Consider the following 21,231-nt stretch of genomic DNA (forward strand, 5'->3'; position numbering starts at 1 on the left):
CTTGAAATACCACCCTTGTAGTGTTGGTGTTCTAACCTCGGTCCATGAATCTGGACTAGGGACAGTGCCTGGTGGGTAGTTTGACTGGGGCGGTCTCCTCCCAAAGAGTAACGGAGGAGCACGAAGGTTGGCTAAACACGGTCGGACATCGTGTGGTTAGTGTAATGGCACAAGCCAGCTTAACTGCGAGACAGACACGTCGAGCAGGTACGAAAGTAGGTCATAGTGATCCGGTGGTTCTGCATGGAAGGGCCATCGCTCAACGGATAAAAGGTACTCCGGGGATAACAGGCTGATACCGCCCAAGAGTTCATATCGACGGCGGTGTTTGGCACCTCGATGTCGGCTCATCACATCCTGGGGCTGAAGTCGGTCCCAAGGGTATGGCTGTTCGCCATTTAAAGTGGTACGCGAGCTGGGTTCAGAACGTCGTGAGACAGTTCGGTCCCTATCTGCCGTGGGCGTTGGAAGATTGAGGGGGGTTGCTCCTAGTACGAGAGGACCGGAGTGAACGAACCGCTGGTGTTCGGGTTGTCATGCCAATGGCATTGCCCGGTAGCTACGTTCGGAATCGATAACCGCTGAAAGCATCTAAGCGGGAAGCGAGCCCCAAGATGAGTCTTCCCTTGGACCTTGAGTCCACTGAAGAGCCGTCCGAGACCAGGACGTTGATAGGCAGGGTGTGTAAGCGTTGTGAGGCGTTGAGCTAACCTGTACTAATGACTCGTGCGGCTTAACCATACAACCCAGATGGGTTTCAGATGGTGTAGATAGTCTTGAAGAAACCAGACTTGATTGAAGTGATAACTCAAACAGCTTTCTAAATTGCATGTTCTTGCTGAGAAGCGGGGACATAACGAATTTGCTTGGTGACAATAGCGCTCTGGTCCCACCTGATCCCATTCCGAACTCAGTAGTGAAACGGAGCAGCGCCGATGGTAGTGTGGGGTCTCCCCATGTGAGAGTAGGTCATTGCCAAGCGCCTAATAAGTCGAAGAGGCCACCCAATAGGGTGGCCTTTTTGCTTTCTGCGTCGCACAATTCTGCAACGATGATTACGGTTTCCACAAAGCTTTACAGCCTCCGCTAATTTAATACTTCAGATACCTCACCGGGCTATTGCTATGACTTCCCCGCTTCCCTACCTTATAGCCAACTTATATCGAAGGAGCGGGCATGAAGCTTGAGATGATTTGCACCGGTGAAGAGGTGCTGGCAGGACAGATAGTGGATACCAATGCCGCCTGGTTTGCCAATCTGATGATGGAAAACGGTATTGAGGTACAGCGCCGGGTCACTGTGGGTGACAGGCTTGAGGATCTGGTGGCGGTGTTTCAGGAGCGTAGTCTCCATGCTGATGTGATCCTGGTGAATGGTGGCTTGGGACCAACCTCTGATGACATGTCCGCAGAAGCCATGGCCAAAGCCAAGGGAGAATCCTTGGTAGAGAACGCAGAGTGGGCCGAACGTTTACACGATTGGTTCACCCGTCACGGCCGTGAAATGCCAAAGAGCAATATCAAGCAGGCTTGGCTGCCCGAATCAGCTGTAATGGTGGATAACCCGGTCGGGACTGCCTGTGGCTTCAGGGTAAAACTCAATCGCGCCTGGCTGTTCTTCACCCCAGGTGTGCCGTTTGAATTCAAGCAAATGGTAGAAGAGCAGTTCCTTCCCTTTGTGAAACAGACCTTCGATGCCGGCAGCCAGGTTGCGCTGCGCAAGTTGCTGACTCTGGGCCGTGGTGAATCCTCATTGGCGGATGAGCTCGAGGCCATGACCTTGCCTGCGGGTATTACCCTGGGCTACCGCTCCTTTATGCCTTATATCGAAATTAAGGTGTTTGCCCGAGGCATCGAGGCAATTAAGGCGCTGGAGACCGTGACCGACGAAATAGCTGCGCGGCTGGGTAATGTGGTGGTCGCGGAAAACCGTACCTCACTGGAGGAGGAGATCCACGCCAGACTGCACAACTCAGGCATGAGCCTCAGTGTGGCCGAGTCCTGTACCGGTGGCCTTATCACCAGTCAGTTGGTTGGCTTTCCCGGCAGCTCTTCTTATTTGCATCAGGGGTTGGTGACTTACAGTAATGAGTCCAAGGTCAGGGTGCTTGGGGTATCGCCCCAGACATTGGATGACTACGGCGCCGTATCTATCCAAACTGTTGAGGAGATGGCCAGGGGCGCCCGCGCTATTTTGGACAGTGACTACGCGCTGGCGACCAGTGGCATTGCTGGCCCGGATGGCGGTACTGAGGAAAAGCCAGTGGGTACTGTAGCGATTGCACTTGCCACCAAGGGCGGGGTATACAGCCAGATGGTGAAGTTGCCGCGCCGATCCCGGGACATGGTGCGTAAGGTGAGTGCTGCGGTGGCCTATGACATGCTGCGCCGTGAACTTAATGGTGAAGCCGTGATTGTGGATTACAGCTCCATCAGTCGTTATCCCAAGTAATGATCTAACCAAATAAAACGCGGCTTAAGGGCCGCGTTTTTATTTGTGGTTGAGGCTGCTATCAGGGCGTGAATTCCAGCACCAGCTTGCCGGGTTTCACCGTGATCCGCTCGGTCATCTCGGCCAGTTTCGCCTGGGTCGCATCTTCGGTATCCAGCACGTAAACAGGCTGGCTCTCGAGGAAGCCTCTGACCACCCGCATCAGCTCCGGCGCCAGGTCCTGCAACAGGCGTTTCAGCTCTGCGGGATTGGCACTCACATCCACCAATTGTAAGTCCCTCAGGTACACACCATGGGCCTGTTTGTCGTACCAGGGCTTGGCTTCAAAGGTGGTCGTGAGAGTTGCCCGCAGCGGAATGAGCGGCGTTTTCACCTCGGCCAGACTGGTTGCCGTCACCGCCATGGTGTCCGCCTTGTGCCCAAGCTTGACCTCTATTTGGTTTACCGACACCCGGGCGCCCAGTGGGCCCGAGTTGTCTTTCACCTCAAGGCCAATCTCTTTATTGAGGTAGGATGCCATTTCCCGCTCACTGATGCTGTACTGGCTCACACAGCCAGACAGCAACAACAGCGCAGACACCGCCAGCAGGCGGATCATCCGGTGTTCCTCATGCCCGCTGCCACACCGGCGATGGTGAGCATCAGTGCCAGCTGCACCGATTCCGATGGCGTTTCTTCACGACGGGTACGGCCGAGAAGTTCCGCCTGCAGGAAGTTTAGCGGGTCGATATAGGGGTTTCTGAGCCGAACGGATTCACGATTCCAGGGCGTGTGGGCCATCAGACTATCTTCTCCTGTCAGCGCCAACACGGCGTCTACACCGAGCGCCAGACGTTCACGCAGGGTAACCCCCAGGTGATGCAGCTGCTCGGGCACCAGACACTGCTCGTAGTAGCGGGCCAGATTCGGCTCTGCCTTGCTGTACACCATCTCCAGCATGGAGATGCGGGTGTTGAAGAAGGGCCAGTCCCGCTCCATTTCCCGCAGCAGGCCAAGCTCGCCGCGATCGGCTGCGGCTTTCAGTGCTTCACCGGCACCAAGCCAGGCAGGCAACATCAAGCGGTTTTGCGACCAGGCAAAAATCCAGGGAATGGCACGCAGGCTCTCGATACCACCATCGACACGACGCTTGGCAGGACGACTGCCCAGTGGCAGCTTACCCAGTTCTACCTCAGGCGTTGCTGCGCGGAAGTAAGGCACAAAGTCAGGCTCCTGACGCACTATGCCGCGATATGCCTCGACCGATTCATCGGCAATGCGCTGCATGGCATTGCGCCATTCCTGCCTCGGCTCGGGCGGTGGCAGCAGGGTCGCTTCCAGTACCGCAGAGGTATAGAGTGCCAGTGACTGTACAGCGAGCTTGGGCAGACCGAACTTAAAGCGGATCATCTCGCCCTGCTCTGTGACCCGAATCCGACCGTCGACGCTGCCGGGTGGTTGCGACAGAATGGCCTTGTGGGCAGGGCCGCCGCCGCGACCAATGGTGCCACCGCGGCCGTGGAACAGGGTCAGCTTCACGCCGGCCTTGTTGCAAACCTTCACCAATTGCTCCTGAGCTCGGTACTGTGCCCAGGCGGCTGCCATCACCCCGGCATCTTTGGCAGAGTCGGAGTAACCTATCATCACTTCCTGCATGCCCTTGGTGTAACCGCGATACCAGTCGATATCCAGCAGTGCGGTAATGCAATCGGCGGCGTTGTTCAGGTCATCGAGGGTTTCAAACAGGGGGACCACACGGATGGGGTAGTTGCAGCCCGACTCTTTGAGCAGCAGCAATACCGCCAGTACATCCGATGGCAGGCTCGCCATGGAGATGACATAAGACCCCAGTGCTTGCTGGGGCTGCGTGCCCACCAGACGGCAGGTCGCCAGTACTTCAGCAACCTCGTCAGAAGGCTTCCAGTTGCCTGGGATCAGCGGTCTGCGGCCACTGAGCTCCTTCAGCAGGAAGGCTTGCTTTTCGGCCTCGCTCCAGTGTGAGTAGTCCCCAAGGCCAAGGTAACGGGTCAGCTCGGCAATGGCGGCTTCGTGGCGGCCGGCGTCCTGACGAATATCCAGCCTCAGCATGTGGATGCCGAAACAGGCCAGACGGCGCAGCATATCCAGCAAACGGCCATTGGCAATCAGGCGCATGCCCGAGTCACACAGGCTTTGGTACAGCAATTTGAGCGGTTTCTCCAAATCCTGCTGTTCCCAGATAATCTCATCACGGGCCACTTCAGGGTTGTGGCCTTCGAGGCGGGCGTTGAGGAAGTCGATGGTGTTGCGCAGTTTGCTGCGCAGGCTTCGCAGTACGTCCCTGTATGGTTCGCAGGAGTTATTGCTGTAGGCCATGAGTTCGGCGTTGGCTTCTTCCATCGACAGCTCGCCGACCAGCTCCACCACATCTTTCAGATACAGGCGTGCGGCAGTGTGGCGATTGCGGTCCAATACCTCGGCGGTGACCTTGGCTGTAACGAACGGGTTGCCATCACGGTCGCCACCCATCCAGCTGGAAAAACGCACCGGCGCCATGTCGGTGGGGATCTGGGTGCCGGTGGCTTCTTCCACCTGATCGTTCAGCTGACGCAGAAAGTCGGGAACTGCATGCCACAGGGACGTCTCTATCGTAGACAGCCCCCAGCGGGCTTCGTCAACCGGGGTAGGACGTTCACGGCGAATTTCATTGGTGTGCCAGATTTGCGCAATCAATTGGCGCAACCTGAGGGTTTGGCTCTTATGCTCGCGCTCGGTGAGCTGCTGGTTTTCCAAATCCTGCAGGCAGTCAACGATAGCCGAGTATTTTTGAATGAGGGTGCGGCGGCTGATTTCAGTCGGGTGGGCCGTCAGCACCAGATCTATGTCCAGCGCCTTGAGGGTGGCGAGCATTTCCTTTTTATCGACCTGACTGCCAAGCATTCTGCCAAGGAGCTGCTCCACGGGATCCGGTACACACACCAGCTCGTCACAGTTACGGCTGATGGTGTGGAATTGCTCGGCTATGTTGGCCAGGTTCAGAAACTGGTTAAAGGCTTTAGCGAAGGGGACCAGCTCTTCGTCTGGCAGTTGTCCGAGCAGGGCCAGCATTTTTGCCCTTGCCTCGTCATCGCCGCAGCGGCTGCCCTTGGCAAGCAGGCGGATTTGCTCAACCTTATCCAGAAAGGCTTCACCCATATGCTCTTTCATGGTGTCGCCCAGGATTTGTCCCATCATGCCCACGTTCGCCCTGAGCTGAGCGTACATGTCTGTTACTTTCTCGGTACCCTTTACGTCTGTCATGGTATCTCCACTTGCGGGATTACTATTCACGGGTTGTCAGCCAAAGCCGTTCAAGCACAATAAACAGCCCTGCGTTCGGGGTCAACCGAGCAAGGTCAATTGGTCAGTCCAATTGTGGCATTTTCGAAATCGGTTTAAGGTTTATTGAATACAGGCCTTATGGATCAACTGTTTCAATAATTCTACCGTGGGTTTTAGCTGATCCATTGCCATATATTCATCGGGCTGATGGGCCTGATTGATGCTTCCCGGCCCCAGCACCAGCGTCTGGCAGCCCAGTTTATTTATGTAGGGGGCTTCGGTGGCGTAGTTCACCACTTCGGCCTGCTGACCCGAGAGGCTCTCCACCAGTTGGGTCCAGGCGCTGTCTTTTACCCCGGCAAAGGCTTCGCTGCCCGGATAGAGGGTTCGGATCTCCACCGCACCGGGATAGTCGCGATTAATTTCCTTCAGGTAGTTGATCAGCATCAGCTCTAAATCGTCCAGTGCCAAGCCCGGCAGTGGCCTAATATCCAGATGCAAATCACAGCAGCCACAGATCCGGTTGGCAGCATCGCCGCCGTGGATATGGCCAAAGTTCATGGTGGGATAGGGCACGCTGAAGGCGTCTTCGCGGTAATTGTCGGCCAGGTGTTGTTTGAGCTTCAGCAGCTGCCCTATTACTTTGTGCATGATTTCGATGGCATTGAGGCCTCGGGCGGGATCGGATGAATGGCCGCTGCGCCCGGTGATGCGTATCCCCTGCGCCAGATGGCCCTTGTGCATATACACGGGCTTAAGGCCTGTGGGTTCGCCAATGATGGCGTATTCCGGGCGAATGCCGGTATTGGCCGCAAATGCTTTGGCGCCTTCCATGGTGGTTTCTTCATCGGCGCTGGCAAAGATGTACAGCGGCTTTTGCAGTGTATTCAGGGGCAAATCCTTCACCGCCTCGAGGATAAGCGCAAAAAAACCTTTCATATCGCAGCTGCCCAGGCCGTACCAACGATTGTCCTTTTCGGTCAGCACAAAAGGATCCTGGCTCCAGCGACCTTCATCAAAGGGTACTGTGTCAGTATGTCCTGCCAACAGCAGGCCGCCTTCACCGCTGCCGATTTTGGCCAGCAAATTCCGTTTGTCGCGGGTGCCTGCTACCTTTGTTACTTGACAGTCAAATCCCAGATCCGAAAACCAGTCGTTCAGCAGGGCGATAACTGAATGGTTACTCATATCCAGTTGTGGTTCGGTTGCACTGATAGATGGTGCATAAATGAGCGAGGAGAAACGACTCTTGAGATCTGGAATGACTTTCACCACAAAATTCCTTGAAATAGATATTCATGCATATTGCATAATTAAAGAGTTGTGTTAGTCTAGCAAACAGCCGGGACCAGCACCATAGCCAAGGCCTCGAGATGAATGAGTATATGGTTGAATTAAACATTAACTTCAAGACAGTGTTTGCACATCCTCACTTCCTGCGACGATAGCTGATTGCACAGGGCGTCATGCCGGGCTGCTAACCCTATTTCAGGTAATTCAATCCAACTATCTGTTTGAACAAATTTTAATGAGTCAGGAAATCATGAAAAAGATCGCCATTATTGGTGCCAGCGGCTACACAGGTGCGCAGCTCACAGCCCTTATTGATGCTGAGCCGCACCTGCAAGTCCAGGGCCTTTATGTGTCTGAAGGCAGTGCCGACAAAGGCAAGCCTCTGTCCTCTCTGTATCCGGTGTACAGCCATCTGAAATATTGTCTGTCACCCCTGACCGCTGAAGCCAAAGGCGCCATAGTTGCCGAGGCAGACGCGGTTGCCCTTGCCACCGAACACTCAGTGTCACTGGAACTTGCCGCCTATTTCTATGAAAAAGGCCTGGCCGTGTTTGATTTAAGCGGTGCCTACCGCTTTGCCGATACGGCTCAGTATCCCAAGTGGTACGGATTTGAGCACAGCCATCCCGAAGTGCTGGCCAAGGCTGTGTATGGCCTCGCCGAGTGGAATGCCGATGCCGTGGCGGCGACCCGTATGATTGCCGTGCCGGGCTGCTACCCAACAGCCTCGCTCACTGCTCTGAAACCCCTCAAAGCCATGCTGACCGAAGCGCGTCCGGTGATTAACGCCGTCAGCGGTGTGACCGGTGCCGGTCGCAAGGCGCAGTTGCACACCAGCTTTTGCGAAGTAAGCCTGACGCCCTATGGCGTGCTGGGCCACAGACATCAACCGGAAATTGCCACCCAGCTGGGTCAGGAAGTGATTTTCACACCGCATCTGGGCAATTTTAAGCGCGGCATTCTGGCCACCATCACGGTGCAGTTAAAGCCGGGTACCCGCCGTGACGATGTGGCCAAGGCCTACAGCGTGTATGACCAGAGCCCCATAGTGACGGTGAAAGAAGGCCAGTTCCCCAAGGTGGACGATGTGGTATTCACCCCCAATTGTCACCTGGGTTGGAAGTTTGACGAAGACAGCGGCTACCTGGTGGTTGCCAGTGCCATCGACAATTTGATGAAGGGCGCTGCCAGTCAGGCACTTCAATGCATAAAAATTCATTTTGGCGTTTAAGGCGGGAGCATCGGAATGTCAGTAACTAACAAAGTATTGGTTCTCAAAGTGGGCGGTGCCCTGCTGCAGTGCGAAATGGGCATGGCCAGACTGATGGACACGGCCAGACAGCTGCTGGAAAAAGGCGAGCAGGTTGTGCTGGTGCACGGTGGCGGTTGCCTGGTTGACGAGCAGCTCAAAGCCAATGGCATGGAAACCGTCAAGCTGGAAGGTCTGCGGGTTACCCCTGCCGAGCAGATGCCCATTATCGCCGGCGCGCTGGCGGGTACCTCCAACAAGTTGCTGCAGGGCGCGGCGGCCAAAGCCGGAGTGGTGAGCATGGGTATGAGCCTGTGTGATGCCAACATGGTGACTGCGGTCATTAAAGATGAGCGCCTGGGTATGGTCGGTGAAGTGAGCCCCAAAGATGCCAAGGCACTGGAATTTATTCTTGCCCAGGGCTGGCTGCCGATTATCAGCTCCATCGCCATGAGCGATGAAGGTGAGCTGCTCAACGTCAATGCCGACCAGGCGGCCTCAGTGTTGGCCAAGCTCCTTGGCGGCAAACTGGTGCTCCTGTCCGACGTATCAGGCGTGCTCGACGGTAAAGGTAAGTTAATCCCCAGTTTGAACAGCCAGGAGATAGATGAGCTGGTCAAGCTGGGCGTGATCGAAAAAGGCATGAAAGTCAAAGTAGAAGCAGCACTGGAAGTTGCCCAGTGGCTGGGACAACCGGTACAGGTTGCCTCGTGGCGTGACAGCGGCCAAATGGCGGCATTAATCAAGGGTGAGGCCGTGGGCACACAGATACAACCTCAGGAGTAATATATGAAGCATTTGATATCGATAAAAGAACTGACGCAAAAGCAGATGTTGGATCTGCTGACTCTGGCAAAGGAGATCAAGGCCGATCCGGCCAAATACTCCCGCGCGCTGGCGGGCAAGAGTGTGGTAATGCTGTTTGAAAAGCCTTCTCTGCGTACCCGCGTCAGCTTCGATATCGGTATCAACAAGCTCGGTGGTCACTGCCTGTATCTGGATCAGCAAAATGGTGCTCTGGGCAAGCGCGAGTCGGTAAAAGACTTTGCCTCCAACCTGTCTTGCTGGGCCGATGCCATAGTGGCGCGTACCTTTGCCCACGAAACCGTTGAAGGTCTTGCCAAATATGGTCGGGTGCCGGTGATCAATGCGCTGTCGGACCTCTACCATCCCTGTCAGGGGTTGGCGGATTTTCTGAGTCTGGCCGAAAAGTTTGATGACCTGTCCAAGGTACGTTTGGCCTACGTCGGTGATGGCAACAACGTCAGTCACTCACTGATGTACGGCGCCGCCTTGCTCGGGGCCACCATGACGGTGATCTGCCCACCAGGACACTTCCCCGATGGCTTTGAGGTGCAGCAGGCGCAGCAAATTGCCGCGGCCCACGGTGGCAAACTGGTGTTAACCTCTGATATCAATGCGATAGAAGGCCACGATGCCGTCTACACTGATACCTGGATCTCCATGGGCGACAACACGGCGCTGACCGACATCAAGGCCAAGTTTGCGCCTTATCAGGTGAACAAGGCGCTGATGGACAAGGCCGGAGCCAGCTATTTTATGCACTGTCTGCCTGCACACCGCGGCCTGGAAGTGACCGATGAGGTAATGGACGGTGAAGGTTCCCTCATCCTGGATCAGGCCGAGAACCGCATGCATGCACAAAACGCAGTGTTGGTCACACTGCTCGGATAAATTCAATCTATTGAGTCAACGGCGCCCCACGCGCCTCTTGGGAAACAGTTATGGCAATCGAAAACAGCAAAACCGGCGTCAAGAAAGTAGTACTGGCCTATTCAGGCGGTCTGGACACCTCGGCCATCATTCCGTGGCTGAAAGAAAACTATGATAACTGCGAAATCGTCGCCTTCTGTGCCGACGTGGGCCAGGGTGAAGAAGAACTGGTGGGCCTGACCGAAAAGGCCCTTGCCTCAGGCGCGAGTGAGTGTCATATCGTTGACCTGAAAGAAGAATTTGTTAAAGACTACATCTACCCCACCATAGCGACTGGTGCCATTTACGAAGGCACTTACCTGCTGGGTACCTCCATGGCCCGTCCTATTATCGCCAAGGCGCAGGTAGAAGTGGCCCGCAAAGTGGGCGCCGATGCCCTGTGCCACGGCTGTACCGGCAAGGGTAACGACCAGGTGCGTTTCGAAGGCTGTTTTGCTGCGCTGGCCCCCGACCTGAAAGTGATTGCCCCATGGCGTGAGTGGGACATGGAAAGCCGTGAAGATCTGCTGGCGTATCTCGCCGAGCGCAACATCAAGACCTCGGCCTCTGCCACCAAGATATACAGCCGTGACGCCAACGCCTGGCACATCTCCCACGAAGGTGGCGAGCTGGAAGACCCGTGGAACGAGCCTTCCAAGCAGGTATGGACCATGACCGTGGATCCGCTGGATGCGCCCGACGAGCCCGAGTATGTGACCCTCAAGGTTGAAAATGCCCGTGTGACCGAGGTGAATGGCGAGGCCCTGAGCCCATATCAGGCGCTGATGAAGCTTAACGCCATTGCCGCGCCCCATGGCGTTGGCCGTATCGACATTACCGAAAACCGCCTGGTGGGCATGAAGTCCCGCGGCTGCTACGAAACCCCCGGCGGTACCGTAATGTTCGCTGCCCTGCGCGCGGTGGAAGAGCTGGTGCTGGACAAGAGCAGCCGTGAATGGCGTGAGCAGGTTGCCGCCCGTATGGCGCACCTGGTTTACGACGGCCGTTGGTTCACCCCTCTGTGTGACTCTCTGCTGGCTGCCTCCGAGTCGCTGGCGACCATGGTAAACGGTGAGGTAGTGGTTAAGCTCTACAAGGGGCAGGCAGTGCCGGTGAAGAAGCGTTCGCCCAACAGCCTCTACTCAGAAGCCTTTGCCACCTTCGGTCAGGACAGCGTGTACGATCAGAAACACGCCGAAGGTTTTATCCGTCTCTACTCGCTGGCAAGCCGTATCCGCGCTTACAACACCAAGTAAGCCGCCGTGTCAGTCAGGGGGCCAGTTTTGGCCCCCATTCATTTTTAGTTCCGGGCGCGCCCGGGCAGAAGGAGAATTGCTATGGCCTTGTGGGGCGGCAGATTTCAGGGACAAGCCAGTGCCCTGTTCCAACTCTTTAACGATTCACTGCCGGTAGATTACCGACTGTTCGTCCAGGACGTGGAAGGCTCCATCGCCTGGGCCGATGCCATTGCCAGCGTGGGCATTTTGAATGCCGACGAATGCAGCCGCCTAAAGGCTGCCCTTTCCGAGCTGCTTGAAGAAGTGGGCGAAGATGAGTCGGCCATCATCGGCAGCGGCGCCGAAGACATTCACAGCTTTGTGGAAACCAAACTGATTGAAAAGGTCGGCGACCTCGGTAAAAAGCTGCATACCGGCCGTTCCCGTAACGACCAGGTGGCCACCGACCTCAAGCTCTGGTGCAAGGCCTCTGGCGGCCTGCTGGAAACCAAGCTTACCGCCGTGGTTCAGGCCCTGCTGGCGCTGGCAAGCCGTGAGCTGGACGCTGTGATGCCCGGTTACACCCACCTGCAGCGGGCACAGCCTGTGACCTTTGGTCACTGGTGCCTGGCCTATGTGGAAATGCTGGAGCGTGACTTGTCCCGTCTTGCCGATGCTTTGAAGCGCCTTAACACCTGCCCACTGGGCTCGGGCGCGCTGGCGGGCACTGCCTATGCTATCGACCGCCATGCACTGGCCGCCGCGCTGGGCTTTGGCGGACCAACCCTTAACAGTCTGGATTCGGTGTCCGACCGTGACCATGTGGTAGAGCTCTGCGCAGCCGCATCACTGTCTATGATGCACCTGTCGCGGCTGGCGGAAGATCTGATTTTCTTTAACACGGGTGAAGCCGCTTTTGTTGAGCTGGCCGATAACGTCACTTCGGGCTCGTCCCTGATGCCCCAGAAGAAAAACCCCGATGCGCTGGAGCTTATCCGTGGTAAAACCGGCCGCGTTTACGGCAACCTGATGGGCATTCTCACCACCATGAAGGCGCTGCCACTGGCCTACAACAAGGACATGCAGGAAGACAAAGAAGGCCTGTTCGATACCCTGGACAGTTGGGGTATTTGTCTCGATATGGCGGCACTGGTGCTGGAAGGTGTGAAGGTAAACCGTGACAACGCCAAGCAGGCGGCCCAGGCGGGTTACGCCAACGCCACCGAGCTTGCCGACTATCTGGTAGCCAAGGGCATGCCTTTCCGTGAGGCGCACCATGTGGTGGGCGAAGTGGTGCTGCATGCCATCAGCAAGGGACAGGCGCTGGAAGCCTTGCCACTGGCCGAGCTGCAATCCTTTGCCGCCGTGATTGGCGATGATGTGTATCCGCACCTCAGCCTTGATGAATGCCTGGCAAAGCGCGATGTGCTGGGTGGCACCGCCATCAAGCAGGTGACAGCAGCGCTGGCTACCAAACAGCAGCAATACTGAGTCCTACTCAGCAGGTAATAAAAAGCTCGCCATCCGGCGAGCTTTTTTGTGGGCGAATACCAGCCGTTTACTGCTGGGTTTTCTTCATGGCATCTTCGATGGTTTTCGCCATGTCGAAGGTGGTCCCCCCCTGAGTGGGCGGGTATTTCACCAGGCTCTCAACGTGCTGCTGCACTATCTCGCTCACTGGCGCCAACATCCAGGAGATTTTTTGCACCAGATGGCCATTTGAGTCGACAGAATCGTAGCTCTCGAACGGATCGGCCCTCAGGTTATACACCTTGGGCTTGGCCAGTGGCAGCAGGTTGTCGTAGTAGTGCTCGGCAATAGCGAAGTGGAATTTCCATGGCCCTACCCGAACGGCAGACAGCTGGCCTTCAAAGTAGTAGAGGATATGGTCACGGGCCGACTTGCTGCTTTTACCGGTCCAGTAGTCGAGGTTATTCACTCCATCGATATACTGCTTTTTCTCTTTCAGCATACGCTGGTTCACATCGGGTATGCCCGCTGCGGCGGCCAGAGTCGTGAAGAGATCCTGATGGCCCTGAATACCGTTAAGCACTTGCCCCGATGGGATCTTACCGGGCCAGCTGACCATGGTGGGTACCCGAACACCACCCTCATAGGTGGTCATCTTCTCGCCCCGGAAGGGAGTTGTGCCACCGTGGGGCCAGGAGGAATGCTCAGGGCCATTGTCTGTGCTGTAAACGATGATGGTGTTGTCCTTCAGGCCACGAGATTCAAGCTCCTTGAGCAGGAAGCCGATGTCATCGTCGTGCTGCATCATACCGCTGCCGTACATGTCGTAGTCAGACGAGATGTTTTCTGCGGCGTAACGCCATTTATCGTTCAGGCGGGTGTAGAGGTGCATGCGACTGGTGTTAACCCAGGCGAAGAAGGGCTTTTTATTCTCCACAGCACGGTCGATAAATTTAAGGGCTGTGGGCAGCATCTCGTTGCGGTCAAACTCCTTTTGACGCTCTTGCCCCAGAGGCCCTGTGTCTTCACAGCGCTGCTTACCGACTACGCCAAAGCGCGGGTCCTTGGTGTTGTCGACTTTGTCTGTGGCGAAGCAATGGAGCACACCGCGGGTACCGAATTTTTTGTGATAGGCTTCCATAGAACCGGAATAAGCCTTGGCAAAGTTCTTATAGTCCCGCTGCTCGTGTTCTTCCTGGGTGTTGAGGTGGTAAAGGTTACCGAAGAACTCATCAAAACCATGCACCGTGGGCAGTGAGAAGTTATGGTCGCCCAAATGGTTTTTACCAAACTGTCCGGTGGCGTAGCCAGCTTTTTTCAACACCTCGGCCAGCGAGGGTGACTCAGGCTTGAGACCGAGATCTCCACCCGGCATGGCGACCGTGGTCATGCCGCTGCGAATGGGGTATTGGCCGGTAATAAAGGCGGCGCGCCCGGCGGTGGAACTGGGCTGGGCATAGTGATCGGTAAAACGGATCCCTGAATTACCAATGCTGTCGAGGTTGGGGGTGAGGTAGCCCATGGTACCCATACCGTATGCGCTGACGTTCTGCCAACCCACATCGTCACCAAAGATAACCACGATATTGGGCTGCTCTGCGGCATAACTGTGGGAGGCTATCCCTAATCCTATGGCCGCTGCCAAATGTTTTAATTTCATTACCTGCTCCTTGCGTGTTGATAAACTCAATCCGGCTGTTCAGCCGGACAAACGATCACATTCCTGAATAACATGACGATAAAACAGTGTCAGACCCTGGCAGAGGTAATGCAGCCCCGGCTCGTTGTCTGTGGTTTTTAAAAATCTGTCTTTGGGGCAATGGCCCCAGCACAATTTAAGATAGGCGCATTGCTTACACTTGGCCGGTAAATTGGCGGATTTGGCGTAACCAAAGGCTTGCTGGCGTTCGCTGAAGGCGAGATCGCCCTGATGCTCGGTACGGATATTGCCAAGGCGGTATTCGGGATACACAAAGTGGTCGCAGCTGTAGAGGTCGCCATTGTGCTCCAACGCCATGGCTTTGCCGCACACCTGACTGGTCACACATTGCTGCGAGCCTTGGCCGGTTATCATCGACAGCACATTTTCAAACTGGTCCACAAATACCTTGCCATAATCCCTGGCGAGCCATTCGTCCCACACCCGGGTGAGGAAACGTCCCCACTGCAGTGGCGCTACCGACCAGTCGGCCACAGCAGAGCCCGGGTTCCCCGGCAGTGCCTCGGGTGCATCCTCCCTTGGCAGACGTGTTTTATCCCAACTGCCCGGGGCAGCGCTGACAAAGTCGGCTTTTTCCATGCCGGGAATAAATTGAATCAGTCGGGGACTTATTTCATCGCGCAGGAAGCGATAAACCTCCAGCGGGTATTCGGCGTTGTCGCGGTTTATCACGCACAGAGCGCTGAAGGGAATTTCATGGGCATGCAGCAAGCGGGCGGCGCGCACCACGGCAGCAAAGGTCTTGCCGCCGGTTTTGCTGTACCTGTGCAGGTCGTGGAACTGTTCGGGGCCATCGATAGACAGGCCAACCAGGAATTTGTGCTGCTTGAGAAACGCACACCATTCTTCGTCCAGCAGGGTGCCGTTGGTTTGCAGATCGTTTTCAATTTTGAGCCCGGGACGGGCATATTTTTGTTGCAGGGCAACGACTCGGCGAAAGAAGTGCAGCCCCATCAGGGTGGGTTCGCCTCCCTGCCAGCTGAATATCACCTGATCGCCGGTTTGGGCCTGAATATACTGCCGGATGTGCTGCTCGAGTACTTCATCATCCATGCGCGGTCGCTTGGGTTGACCCAGGAGCTGCTCTTTGTGCAGATAAAAACAGTAGCGACAATCCAGGTTGCACTGGGCACCGCTGGGCTTAATCATGGTGTGGAAGCGGTAATGGCTTCCGGTGGCATTTTTGGTCCGCTTGAGTGCGGGAAACTCAGTTACGGTAACAACATCAATTGCAGTCACGTATCAGCTCCATCCCTGTGTTGAGTTAAGCTAAAGCTCGCTTTTTTTTCTATCCGTGCCAAGCAAAATCGACTGGTTGAACCTCAATATCTTGCTGGTGGACAGACAAAATACCACCGAATGAACGGCACTTTTGCGAAAGTCATGCTGTCGACTGACGCCGAAAAAGAACATAAAAAAGCCCGCTGATGCGGGCTTGTCTCTTTGTGGCTGGTGGCGGCGACTCAGATCTCGTCTTCCCACACCACCTTTGCGCCACGCACACCATCGACCTTGGCGCTATATCTGGTTTCCAGCACATGGCGCTTGATTTTCAGCGTTGGGGTGAGCACATCGTTTTCAATGGTCCAGGGCGCGTTAACCACCACCACGGCATCCACGGTTTCGTGTGATTCCAGATGAGGATTCACGGCATCCAGGGTGGCCTTGATGGAAGTGCGAACCTCTTCCCGGGCCTGCAGGGTGGCACCGTCTGACAGCTGCACCAGTGCTATGGGGTGAGGCAGGCCAGAGCCAATCACACAAATCAGCTCCACATGAGGGTCCTGAGCCAGCTTGCGCTCGATGGGCACAGGCGCCACGTATTTGCCCTTGGCGGTTTTGAAGTTGTCTTTCACCCGGCCCGTGATGCTGACACAGCCATCTTCATCGATGGCACAGAGATCGCCGGTATGGAAGAAACCATCTTCATCGAAGGCGGCAGCCGAGGCTTCGGGCTGCTGGTAGTAACCGCTCATCAGTCCGGGACTCTTGACCATGAGTTCACCACTTTCGCTGCGACGCACCAGACAGCCTTCCACGGGCTTACCCACGGTGCCGATTTTGCGCTCATCAAAGGGATAATTGATGATGGAGTAGGCACAGTTTTCTGTCATACCCCAGGCCTCACAGATGTTCAGCCCTATGCTGTGGTACCACTGAATGAGTGATGGCGGGATTGGCGCAGAGCCCGAACCCAGCAGGCGACACTTATCCAGGCCGAGCCCCTTGTGAATTTTGCGTTTTACCAGATAGCTGATGAGGGGCAGCTTGAGCAGGAAATTGAGCTTATCGAAGCCCACCTTGTCGATAATGTTTTTCTGAAACAGGGTCCACAGACGTGGCACCGAGAAGAATACGGTTGGGCGCATGCGCTGCACGTCGGCGACGAAGGTATCCAGGCTCTCCACAAAGGCCACGGCGCTGCCGGAATAGAAAGATGAACCTTCGATGGCGACCCGCTCGGTGATATGGGCCAGTGGCAAGTATGACAGCAATCTATCGTCACCGTCGGTCTTGAGATCGCGCACCACCGCGGTACAGGTCCAGCAATAGCTGCCAAAGGTTTGAATGGCACCCTTGGGGCTGCCGGTGGAGCCCGAGGTGTAAATCAGCGTCATGGTATCTTCCATGGCAGGCAGCGGCGCGTCTGTCAGCGGTTGCCCCATGGTCATCAACTGGTCCCAGCCATATTGGGTCGGCATGGTGTCGTAGGGGAAAGACATGCGCAAAATACTGCCGCCAACACCGGCTTCCTGCTCGGCCCAGTGATCCAGTTTACCGATGAAAATGGCCTTGGCGCCGCTGTGCTCCAGCACGTAGCGGATGGTATCGGCATTGGCAGTGGGGTAGATGGGTACGCTGATATAACCGCCGTGCATTAACGCCAGATCGGTAATAAACCACTCGGCGCAGTTCTTGGACAGCACGGCGACCTTGTCTCCGGGCACCAGGCCAAGATGCCTGAGCGAACCGGCAATTTGCTCCATCTGGCGTTTCACATCCCGCCAACTGAAGTCACGGTATTGGCCGTTTACCGGCTGGCGCAAGTAAACCTTGTCACCCTGGGTCTGCACCCAATGGTCGAGCATCTCTACAGGAGTCTTGATAGTGGCTTGCATCGCTACTTCCATCTTGTTTGTTATCTTTATCGGCGTTAAATCGGTGTTAAACGCGCGTTTAACTTCCAGTATGTCTATTTTTCTCCGGCCTCGCAAATGGTTTCACGCTGCCGGGATGTGGGGCTGGACGGTGCTCTCCCCGTCCCGAATCATCAAATCAACAGGCCTTTAAAATCATTTGGTTAGCATGATGACAGTGTCGAGTTAGCTCAAGAGACTGCGGTTGCCTGTTTCGCCTTACATCCACCTTTGCCTGGCGTGATTAGCGTTGATTAAGGGCGACCGGTCGGTGAATCCAAAAGCCAGAGGCCACAAGCAACATGCCAGAGGCTGTTGCTGTTATCACTACACAGAAACCGGGACAACAACGTGGTCATCCCGGATTATAGACCCTTCAGCCTGATGCAAAGCTGAATTACATGCGGCGCTGGCGGCCGCGTTCGGGGCGAGGGGACTCGGGGTCGGCTTCGCGCATCTTTTGCCACCATTCGGGCGGTGCGACGATTTGGCCGGTTTCATCAATGGCGGGGTAGGCAAGTCCCTTGCGACGGCAGGCCTTGGCATAGATGGGGTGGCCCTGTTCGAACAGCAGCTTCTGGCAGTAGGCATCATCCAGTTTGCGGTTGCCGTACATGCCGGCTGCCCGGCGCTGGCGCTCTGCTTCAAACAGTACCAGGGCGCCGGCCACTGACACATTCAGCGACTGCACCATGCCCACCATGGGAATAATCACTTCGGCATCGGCAAGGCGCACGGCCTCATCACTGACACCGTTTTTCTCGTGCCCGAGGACTATGGCGGTGGGCCTGGTGTAGTCAATCTCGCGAAAGTCTTTGGCATTGGCGGAGAAATTGGTCACCACCACCTGCATGCCATCTGCTTTGAGGGCGGTGATAGCATCGGTAACAGTGGCATGGCGCAGGGTTTTAACCCACTGCTGGCTGCCCGAGGCGGTATTGCCGGACACCCGCATGGAACTCTCGGGCCACACCGCATGCAGCTGGTGGACACCCACGGCGTCGGCACTGCGCAGCACCGCAGCTATGTTGTTGGTCTTGTGGACCTGGTCGAGTAAGACGGTCAGATCCGGTTGACGGTTGTCCAGCATCTCATTGATGCGGGCAAAGCGTTCCGGGCTCATGGATTCATTCCTGTGTAAATCGTGAAAAAACAAAAGGGCGCCGAGGCGCCCTGCAGATGGGGAAGCGATTAAAGCTCCATCACGCCATCCATTTCTACCTGCGAGCCCCGTGGCAGCTCTTTCACACCGATGGCGGCGCGGGCAGGGTAGGGCTGGCTGAAGTAACGGCCCATGATCTCATTCACCTTGGCGAAGTTCGACAGGTCAGTGAGGAAGATATTCAGCTTGGCTATGTCGGCAAAACTGCCACCGGCGGCTTCACACACGGCCTTGAGGTTTTCGAACACCTGCACTGTCTGGGCTTCAAAGTCGTCGCCAACCAGGGTCATGGTGGCGGGATCCAGTGGGATCTGACCAGACAGATACACGGTAGAGCCGACCTTCACGGCCTGGGAATAAGTACCGATAGCCGCTGGAGCCTTGTCGGTGGCGATAATGGTTTTTTCAGCCATAGGGTTCTCTCTTATAGGGAAATGACTAACGATTTCGGGAGGTTCTCAGCACCTCGGGCAGAACCCGGATGCGGCGCATCACGTTGGCAAGGTGAATACGATCCCGCACTGAAATCCGCAGGTTAATCAAATACACCCGACCATCACGCTCTTCGGTGCTGAGGTTATGAATGTTGGAGCCTTCGCTGGCGATAATAGAGGTGATCTTGGCCAGCGCACCCTGATGGTTAACGATTTCTACCCTCAGGTTGGCCTGGTATTCCACGCCGTCAACCTTGTCCCAATGCACAGGGATGTACTTGTCAGGCTCGCCCTGATAGCCGCGAATATTGGCGCAGTTTTCCATGTGTACCACCAGACCTTTGCCGGGGCTCACGTGGGCAATCACCGCATCGCCGGGGATGGGGTGGCAGCACTTGGCGAAGGACACCAGCATGCCTTCGGCGCCGCGGATTGGCATCAGATGGGTTTCGCTTTGCTTTTCAGGCACGGTGCCACCGGTCAGACGCTGGGCGATAACTATGCTCATGGCATTGCCCAAACCTATGTCGGCCAGCAGGCTGTTCAAATCCTTGTGCTTGGTTTCCTGAATAACTTTGTCCAGCAGCTCCGGCGCCACGCCGTCGAGCTTGTTTTCACCCAACGCGTGGTTAAGCAAGCGGCGACCCAGTGCTATGGCTTCATCCTGCTTGAGGTTTTTCAGTACCTGGCGAATTTTGGCGCGCGCCTTACCGGTAACCACAAAGTTGAGCCAGGCGGCATTGGGCTTTGCGCCTTTTGCCGTAATAATTTCCACGGTTTGACCAGAAATCAGTGGCTGGCTTAGCGGATAGGCCTGGCGGTTTACCCGCGCGCCCACACAGGTGTTACCCACGTCAGTGTGAACCTCGTAGGCAAAGTCCACCGCGGTGGCGCCCACCGGCAACTCGAGAATGCGGCCTTCGGGGGTAAACACGTAAATTTCGTCGGGGAAGAGTTCGGTTTTAACGTTTTCCACAAATTCGAACGAGGAGCTGGCGCTCTGCTGCAGCTCCAGCAGGCTTTGCATCCACTTACGGGCCCTGACCTGAGTCGTAGTGCTGCCGTTTTCGTTGCCATTTTTGTATACCCAGTGGGCCGCTACCCCTTTATCGGCCATTTGGTCCATGTCGTCGGTACGGATTTGAATTTCCACCGGTACACCGTGGGGACCAAACAGAGAAGTGTGCAGCGACTGATAGCCGTTGGCCTTGGGAATGGCAATGTAGTCTTTGAAGCGACCGGGGCGTGGCTTGTACAGGCCATGCATAGCCCCCAGCACCCGATAGCAGGTATCGATGGAATCCACTATGACCCGGAAGGCATAGATATCCATGACTTCCTGAAACTGTAACTCTTTACCGCGCATCTTGTTGTAGATGGAGTAAAGGTTTTTCTCCCGGCCTTTGACCTTGGCATGAATGCCAGTGTCCTCCAGTCGTGCCTGGATGCCGGTTTTAATGTTTTGGATTAGCTCTTTGCGATTGCCGCGGGCGGCCTTGACCACTTCTTTGAGCACCCGGTAGCGCATGGGGTAATACGCCTGGAAGCCCAAATCCTCCAACTCAGTCTTGATATTGTGAATACCGAGACGGTTGGCGATGGGGGCGTAAATTTCCAGGGTTTCACGGGCGATGCGGCGACGTTTGTCCGGACGCAGTGCACCCAGGGTGCGCATGTTATGGGTGCGGTCGGCCAGCTTGATGAGGATAACCCGGATATCCTGGGTCATGGCCATCATCATCTTGCGGAAGTTTTCCGCCTGGGCTTCTTTTTTATCGCGGAATTTGAGCTTATCGAGTTTGGAGACACCCTCCACCAGATCGGCCACCGCATTACCAAACAGCTCAGCGAGATCTTCCTTGGTGACGTGGGTATCTTCGATGGTGTCGTGCAGCAGGGCTGCCATCAGCGTCTCGTGGTCGAGACGCATGTCGGACAGAATCTTGGCTACAGCCACCGGATGGGTGATGTAAGGTTCGCCGCTGGTGCGCATTTGCCCTTCATGGGCATCGCGGGCGACCTGATAAGCCTGTTTGAGTAATGCCACTTGGCCGCTGTCGAGGTAAGCGGAAGCCGATTCCTTTAAACCTTCAAACAGATACAAGT

The 21,231-nt window shown here is 55.9% G+C and carries 15 protein-coding genes and 2 rRNA genes (1 of these 17 only partly in view); 8 read left to right on the forward strand and 9 right to left on the reverse strand.

Annotation, left to right across the window (positions count from 1 at the left end):
• The 3 genes from K0H79_RS01300 to K0H79_RS01310 all read left to right on the forward strand — a co-directional run.
• Positions 1-741: ribosomal RNA gene (locus tag K0H79_RS01300) — 23S ribosomal RNA — on the forward strand (it extends 2,153 nt beyond the left edge of the window).
• A gap of 124 nt (positions 742-865) precedes the next feature.
• Positions 866-981, forward strand: a 5S ribosomal RNA gene (gene rrf / locus K0H79_RS01305).
• Positions 982-1,176: 195 nt separating this feature from the next.
• Complete coding sequence (locus K0H79_RS01310; protein WP_220077044.1) at positions 1,177-2,451, forward strand: CinA family nicotinamide mononucleotide deamidase-related protein; 1,275 nt, start codon at positions 1,177-1,179, stop codon at positions 2,449-2,451.
• 61 nt (positions 2,452-2,512) lie between these two features.
• On the opposite strand, the gene K0H79_RS01315 is transcribed toward K0H79_RS01310, so the two are convergent.
• The 3 genes from K0H79_RS01315 to argE form a co-directional block, all read right to left on the reverse strand.
• Positions 2,513-3,049 (reverse strand): DUF1439 domain-containing protein, encoded by a 537-nt coding sequence (locus tag K0H79_RS01315; RefSeq protein ID WP_220077045.1) that lies wholly within the window; start codon positions 3,047-3,049, stop codon positions 2,513-2,515.
• Positions 3,046-5,709: a phosphoenolpyruvate carboxylase gene (gene ppc, locus K0H79_RS01320; RefSeq protein WP_220077046.1), complete on the reverse strand. Its 2,664-nt coding sequence runs from the start codon at positions 5,707-5,709 to the stop codon at positions 3,046-3,048. Before ppc ends, K0H79_RS01315 begins: the two co-directional genes overlap by 4 nt.
• A gap of 141 nt (positions 5,710-5,850) precedes the next feature.
• A complete protein-coding gene (gene argE, locus K0H79_RS01325) occupies positions 5,851-7,002 on the reverse strand; it encodes an acetylornithine deacetylase (protein ID WP_220077047.1) in 1,152 nt (383 codons plus the stop codon).
• A gap of 271 nt (positions 7,003-7,273) precedes the next feature.
• On the opposite strand from argE, the gene argC reads away from it, so the two are divergent.
• The 5 genes from argC (at position 7,274) to argH (ending at position 12,693) form a co-directional block, all read left to right on the forward strand.
• Complete coding sequence (gene argC, locus K0H79_RS01330; RefSeq protein WP_220077048.1) at positions 7,274-8,254, forward strand: N-acetyl-gamma-glutamyl-phosphate reductase; 981 nt, start codon at positions 7,274-7,276, stop codon at positions 8,252-8,254.
• Positions 8,255-8,269: 15 nt separating this feature from the next.
• A complete protein-coding gene (argB, locus tag K0H79_RS01335) occupies positions 8,270-9,058 on the forward strand; it encodes an acetylglutamate kinase (protein ID WP_203325725.1) in 789 nt (262 codons plus the stop codon).
• A gap of 3 nt (positions 9,059-9,061) precedes the next feature.
• Positions 9,062-9,967: an ornithine carbamoyltransferase gene (locus K0H79_RS01340; protein ID WP_203325726.1), complete on the forward strand. Its 906-nt coding sequence runs from the start codon at positions 9,062-9,064 to the stop codon at positions 9,965-9,967.
• A gap of 50 nt (positions 9,968-10,017) precedes the next feature.
• Positions 10,018-11,241 (forward strand): argininosuccinate synthase, encoded by a 1,224-nt coding sequence (locus K0H79_RS01345; protein ID WP_220077049.1) that lies wholly within the window; start codon positions 10,018-10,020, stop codon positions 11,239-11,241.
• A gap of 81 nt (positions 11,242-11,322) precedes the next feature.
• Positions 11,323-12,693, forward strand: coding sequence for an argininosuccinate lyase (gene argH / locus K0H79_RS01350; protein WP_220077050.1), 1,371 nt, complete (start codon positions 11,323-11,325; stop codon positions 12,691-12,693).
• Positions 12,694-12,760: 67 nt separating this feature from the next.
• Here the strand turns inward: argH and K0H79_RS01355 are convergent, their stop codons facing one another.
• The 6 genes from K0H79_RS01355 to spoT form a co-directional block, all read right to left on the reverse strand.
• Entirely contained in the window at positions 12,761-14,332 is a 1,572-nt protein-coding gene (locus K0H79_RS01355; protein WP_220077051.1) for an arylsulfatase, read from the reverse strand.
• Between the two features lie 39 nt (positions 14,333-14,371).
• A complete protein-coding gene (locus K0H79_RS01360; RefSeq protein WP_220077052.1) occupies positions 14,372-15,631 on the reverse strand; it encodes an anaerobic sulfatase maturase in 1,260 nt (419 codons plus the stop codon).
• 224 nt (positions 15,632-15,855) lie between these two features.
• A complete protein-coding gene (locus K0H79_RS01365) occupies positions 15,856-17,511 on the reverse strand; it encodes an AMP-binding protein (RefSeq protein ID WP_220077053.1) in 1,656 nt (551 codons plus the stop codon).
• 415 nt (positions 17,512-17,926) lie between these two features.
• Positions 17,927-18,652, reverse strand: a complete 726-nt coding sequence (gene trmH, locus K0H79_RS01370) for a tRNA (guanosine(18)-2'-O)-methyltransferase TrmH (protein ID WP_220077054.1) — start codon at positions 18,650-18,652, stop codon at positions 17,927-17,929.
• A gap of 68 nt (positions 18,653-18,720) precedes the next feature.
• Complete coding sequence (locus K0H79_RS01375; RefSeq protein ID WP_220066401.1) at positions 18,721-19,104, reverse strand: RidA family protein; 384 nt, start codon at positions 19,102-19,104, stop codon at positions 18,721-18,723.
• A 25-nt stretch (positions 19,105-19,129) separates the two neighbouring features.
• Positions 19,130-21,229, reverse strand: a complete 2,100-nt coding sequence (spoT, locus tag K0H79_RS01380; RefSeq protein WP_220066402.1) for a bifunctional GTP diphosphokinase/guanosine-3',5'-bis pyrophosphate 3'-pyrophosphohydrolase — start codon at positions 21,227-21,229, stop codon at positions 19,130-19,132.
• Positions 21,230-21,231: the final 2 nt, after the last annotated feature.

Origin of the sequence: Shewanella sp. FJAT-52076 (genome assembly GCF_019457455.1) — a bacterium.
Taxonomy (GTDB): Bacteria; Pseudomonadota; Gammaproteobacteria; order Enterobacterales; family Shewanellaceae; genus Shewanella; species Shewanella zhangzhouensis.